Annotated in this window: 6 protein-coding genes; 2 read left to right on the top strand and 4 right to left on the bottom strand. The window is 37.9% G+C overall.

Annotated features, from left to right (window positions below):
* The 4 genes from ACYC56_RS12945 to ACYC56_RS12960 form a co-directional block, all read right to left on the bottom strand.
* Nucleotides 1–1547 (bottom strand): recombinase family protein (locus tag ACYC56_RS12945; RefSeq protein ID WP_461374595.1); only part of this gene is annotated, 1547 nt, incomplete at its 3' end.
* A 145-nt stretch (nt 1548–1692) separates the two neighbouring features.
* Complete coding sequence (locus tag ACYC56_RS12950) at nt 1693–2322, bottom strand: DUF3800 domain-containing protein (protein ID WP_461374590.1); 630 nt, start codon at nt 2320–2322, stop codon at nt 1693–1695.
* A complete protein-coding gene (locus ACYC56_RS12955) occupies nt 2322–2765 on the bottom strand; it encodes an ImmA/IrrE family metallo-endopeptidase (RefSeq protein WP_461374591.1) in 444 nt (147 codons plus the stop codon). The genes ACYC56_RS12950 and ACYC56_RS12955 overlap by 1 nt, the downstream gene beginning before the upstream one ends.
* Nucleotides 2740–3201, bottom strand: a complete 462-nt coding sequence (locus ACYC56_RS12960; protein ID WP_461374592.1) for a hypothetical protein — start codon at nt 3199–3201, stop codon at nt 2740–2742. Before ACYC56_RS12960 ends, ACYC56_RS12955 begins: the two co-directional genes overlap by 26 nt.
* A 130-nt stretch (nt 3202–3331) precedes the next feature.
* Between ACYC56_RS12960 and ACYC56_RS12965 the strand changes: the two genes are divergently transcribed.
* Nucleotides 3332–3568 carry a helix-turn-helix domain-containing protein gene (locus ACYC56_RS12965; protein ID WP_461374593.1) on the top strand — a complete coding sequence of 79 codons (237 nt, stop codon included), beginning with the start codon at nt 3332–3334 and terminating at the stop codon, nt 3566–3568.
* Between the two features lie 140 nt (nt 3569–3708).
* On the top strand, nt 3709–3966 hold a 258-nt coding region (locus ACYC56_RS12970), incomplete at its 3' end, for a peptidoglycan DD-metalloendopeptidase family protein (protein ID WP_461374594.1).

Genomic DNA, 3966 nt, shown 5'->3' on the forward strand with positions numbered 1-3966 from the left:
AGGAGCCTTTTAAGCTCTTGGTCACAGGTTCGAATCCTGTCCGGCTCACCAAATGGTTGTAAAACAGACCGAGAATTAGATTGATATAGCGTGCTAAACGGAACTTTCCATTTTAGGCCGATGATCTTTTTTTCGTCTACAACTATCGCTTCAAAGAACGCCTTGTGGTACATATGGCGAGTTGGAGTATCAGAGTTTTTATAGAGTTTATAAAGGTTTCCTAGAACGTCAATCGTTTTATTCAAGGCCATATAATTTGCATTATTGTCGTCTTGTATTTCTTTGAGCCTCACATTGCTAAGATCAAGGTCACGCTGTATTTGTGAAAGTCTTTTATAACAAAGGTCTTTATCAATAAGTCCTTCAAGCCGGTCATCCAGCAACTTTTGCTGTTGTTCTTCCATCTTCGCAATTCTTTCTCTGATGCCCTTTCTTTCGTTACCAACTCCTTGCGTTCGGTTTTCTTCCATTTGCTGTATTTGAATTTTGGCCAGTGAAATTACATCATCCGGTAATTTCATCTTCTTAAAAAGAGCTAGAACTTGTTTATAAATCACATGATCCGGCACCATTTTTTGGTCACAGTGCAAGCCCCAGCGAGCGGCGGAACTGCAACGATAGTAACTAAACCTTCCGTGCTTGTGGCTTTCGGCAACAAATCTTCTGCCACATTTAGCGCAAAGTAAGACCCCTCTTAGCGAAAACTTATATTTATTGTTTCGTGTGGTATTTTTACTTCGCAGTACCAAAACATCTTGGACTCTATAGAAAAGTTCAGGGGAAACTAAAGGCTCGTGAGTACCCATCATTTCATGCCCGCCCCATTGCATCATGCCCATATAGAATTTGTTTGAAAGGGTGTGTTTTACATTGCTTGGGGTAAGACACCTATTAGTTCTAGTCCTAAATCCTATCTTCTTTAATTCATCAGCGATTGCATTTTTGGTAAATTTATTGGTAGCAAATAAACGAAAAATCTTTTGAATCATTGGGCCACGAATAGGGTCTACTTCTATTGTCTTTATTAAACTTCCGTCGCCGTTTGGTTCTTTCTTATTGAAATACCCGAGTGGAGCACCTGTTGGCCAACGGCCTTTCTTAAATGCTTGCGTCATACCCTTTTTAACCTCTTGTCCTAGATTAGCAGAATAGAACTCTGCAACGGAAGCCATGATATTTTCCAGAAGTTCCCCTGTTGGACTACCGTCAACCGGTTCTACAACTGAAAATAACTGAATCTCGTGTTTTCTTAGAATAGTTTTTATGGCGGCATGATCGCCAACATTGCGGGCTAACCTATCAAGTTTATGGACAATAATTGCATTGACTTCTTTGTCTTTCTTACAACGGCTAAGCAATTCCTGAAGTGCTGGGCGGTTAGCGCTCCTTGCAGATTCTCCGGCATCGGTAAAAATATCTTTCTCGAGATTAACTTTCCACTGTTTTAGCTCTGCATATTTTAAGCAGGCGTCTTGCTGGGCAGGGATAGATAACCCCTTATCGGCTTGTTCATCTGTTGAAACTCTAAGATAGATTAAGGCTCTCATATTTTCCACTTGCTTTTTAACCCTAGATTTGTTATATTACTGTTACCGAATGATCTCGGTGGTGAAAGTACCTTACTGTTAGGGAGCGAATGTCGGCACCATAAAAAGTGATCCGTCTTGGCCACAGAGATCGACTTTTTTCTATTCAATAAGGCTTCCATAAATCTTCCTCTCTTTTCTTAACAATCTTGTAAAACTTGTCTTCCCCACGATTGTATTTTCGATAAATTGCACCACAAACCATATCGGCAAGTTGGAGTAAATTATTACTTCTTGAATCTTGATGTTTTATTCTCCCGATAATCTTAGCAATGTTAGTATTCAATCGCTTTTTTAAATAACTATCAAAGTCATCCATAAAAGATTTAGAAGTGCGGTCTATAAAAACAGAGGCGTTTATCATCCGTCCCTGCGCTCTTAAAAAGAGATGATCTGCAACCAGCATGTATAAACTGTCTTTGGGGTACAAAGGATCACGTTTAGAAAGAATGGTTTTATCAACAACGACTGTTCTATAACGAAAATTGTACTTAGATAATTTTTGTAAGAAAACTGTCTTAACTTTGTTTGAAGTGCTGGTGCTAAACTTAAACTCAAAACCCTCTGGTAGTTTTAACTCTTTTCTGACTTTCTTTACGGCTTCGTTTGCATCTTCGGCAACACTCAAACTATCAAAGATTACGATAACTAAAACAAAAAACTTACTGGAAGTTTTACTGAACTTAAATCCAGTATCACCGGATTCATCCATAAAAATAAGCATTGCAATAGCCATTATGTTTCCCCCTCTAAAACTTTTAAGCGAAATTTTACTAATTCTTCGGTTACGGAAAAATGCTCGGCTAATTCATGAATTGGCCTAGTTTTTATCGGTGTGAGTATTGAGGTAGGAATAAGGAGTTCTGCCGCGAAACATTGAGCTTCGTATTCTTGTTTGAAAGTAACAAACTGGTCATGTTCTTCAAAATATAAGTGGTTGCCTGTATGAAGAAAATGGTGTCCTAGCGCATGGGCAATTAACTCCCGTTTCTTTCTCGGATTGACGGTGTTTTTAATGCCAATACTATCGCCAAGGTAAGCCTCGTTGATTCTTCCGGCGAAATGCCAATCATCAAGGTTTATACCTTCACGCTTTATAATTTTATCTAAATTTATTGGGGCAGAGGATAGATTACATCGCTGTAAAATTTCCCTAGCCCTTTTTAGGGCCTTTATCATATTTTTTCCTTCGCGATTTAACGAAGTCTATATAATCAAGCAATGATTGCTTTTCATCATCTGTCATTCTGGGAACTTCTTTTAACATCAGAGTAAAAGCAACATCTTCTTCTAGCTTAGGGCGTTTACTGTCAAGATAACCAGCTTTTTCAAACATCATTTCCTGATCTACGCCAAAAACAATCGCTAAGGTTCTTAAAATAATTGGAGAAGGATTGCTTACTCTGCGGCTTTCTATGTTGGAGATATACGCATAAGAGATAAGACCCTCTTTTTTTATGATTTTTCTTCGGAGAAGCTCTTTAGCCGCCATCTCCACATCTCGCATACTTAACTTTCGATGAGTCCGCAGATAGTAAAGATAATCTGCCAAATCACGGAATTCTTCAGGACTTCTTAGCGGAGATTTTTTAATTTCTTTTATCTTTTTGCGCATAAAAATAACCTTCTTATAATAAGGTATCAAATTAGTTAAAAATTGTCAACAATAGTTAAAAGAAAGTTTATTGACTGAAAGTAAACAAACTTATAAACTGGTTATGTTCTGTTAAATTCTCTTAACACTTATGAATAATAATGTAAATAAGTTAAACGATAATGAGCCTAAAATAAACTCCGAGCTTTTTGATAAGGCTCGTCTCCAAAAAGGTCTTTCAAGAATGGGGTTAGCATTAGAAGCAGAAGTTGCACCACAAACAGTTAATAGATTACTACAAGGAAAACCCACACGCCCATCAAATGTTAAAAAAGTCGGGGAAGCTTTGGAAATTCCCCCGCATGACTGGTACGTCAAGGAAAAATAAAAATATGTTGGAGATAGAAGTAATAAAAAAATATTACCCAAACTTACCGGACGACCAACTGAAAAGTATTCAGGAATTTATCTACACGCTTTGTTGCGGACTTATGCAGTATTTTTATGGCGATAAATGGGAGGGCTAATATGGATATAAAAATAGTAAAACCATTAGAGGGAGAATTGATTATTAACTGGCCTTTTGGAGCGGCTACTGACTGGTATTTAAAACAGTTTGGCTATCCGCATAACGGGGTTGACCTTAAAGCCTCAGTGGGTACACCGGTGTCTGCAGTAGACGATGGAGATATTATTTTCGACGATGACGTTGCAGACTCAGACGGAATGGGAGTAATTATCAAACACTCGTGGGGTCAATCTCTTTATTGGCATCTTTCAAAAATT

It is taken from the genome of Candidatus Aquicultor sp., assembly GCF_054640775.1.

Excerpts from the sequence above, each read along its gene's own strand:
- ACYC56_RS12950 (WP_461374590.1), bottom strand. The coding sequence starts at position 2,322 with ATGGCTATTGCAATGCTTATTTTTATGGATGAATCCGGTGATACTGGA.
- ACYC56_RS12955 (WP_461374591.1), bottom strand. The coding sequence starts at position 2,765 with ATGATAAAGGCCCTAAAAAGGGCTAGGGAAATTTTACAGCGATGTAAT.
- ACYC56_RS12960 (WP_461374592.1), bottom strand. The coding sequence starts at position 3,201 with ATGCGCAAAAAGATAAAAGAAATTAAAAAATCTCCGCTAAGAAGTCCT.
- ACYC56_RS12965 (WP_461374593.1), top strand. The coding sequence starts at position 3,332 with ATGAATAATAATGTAAATAAGTTAAACGATAATGAGCCTAAAATAAAC.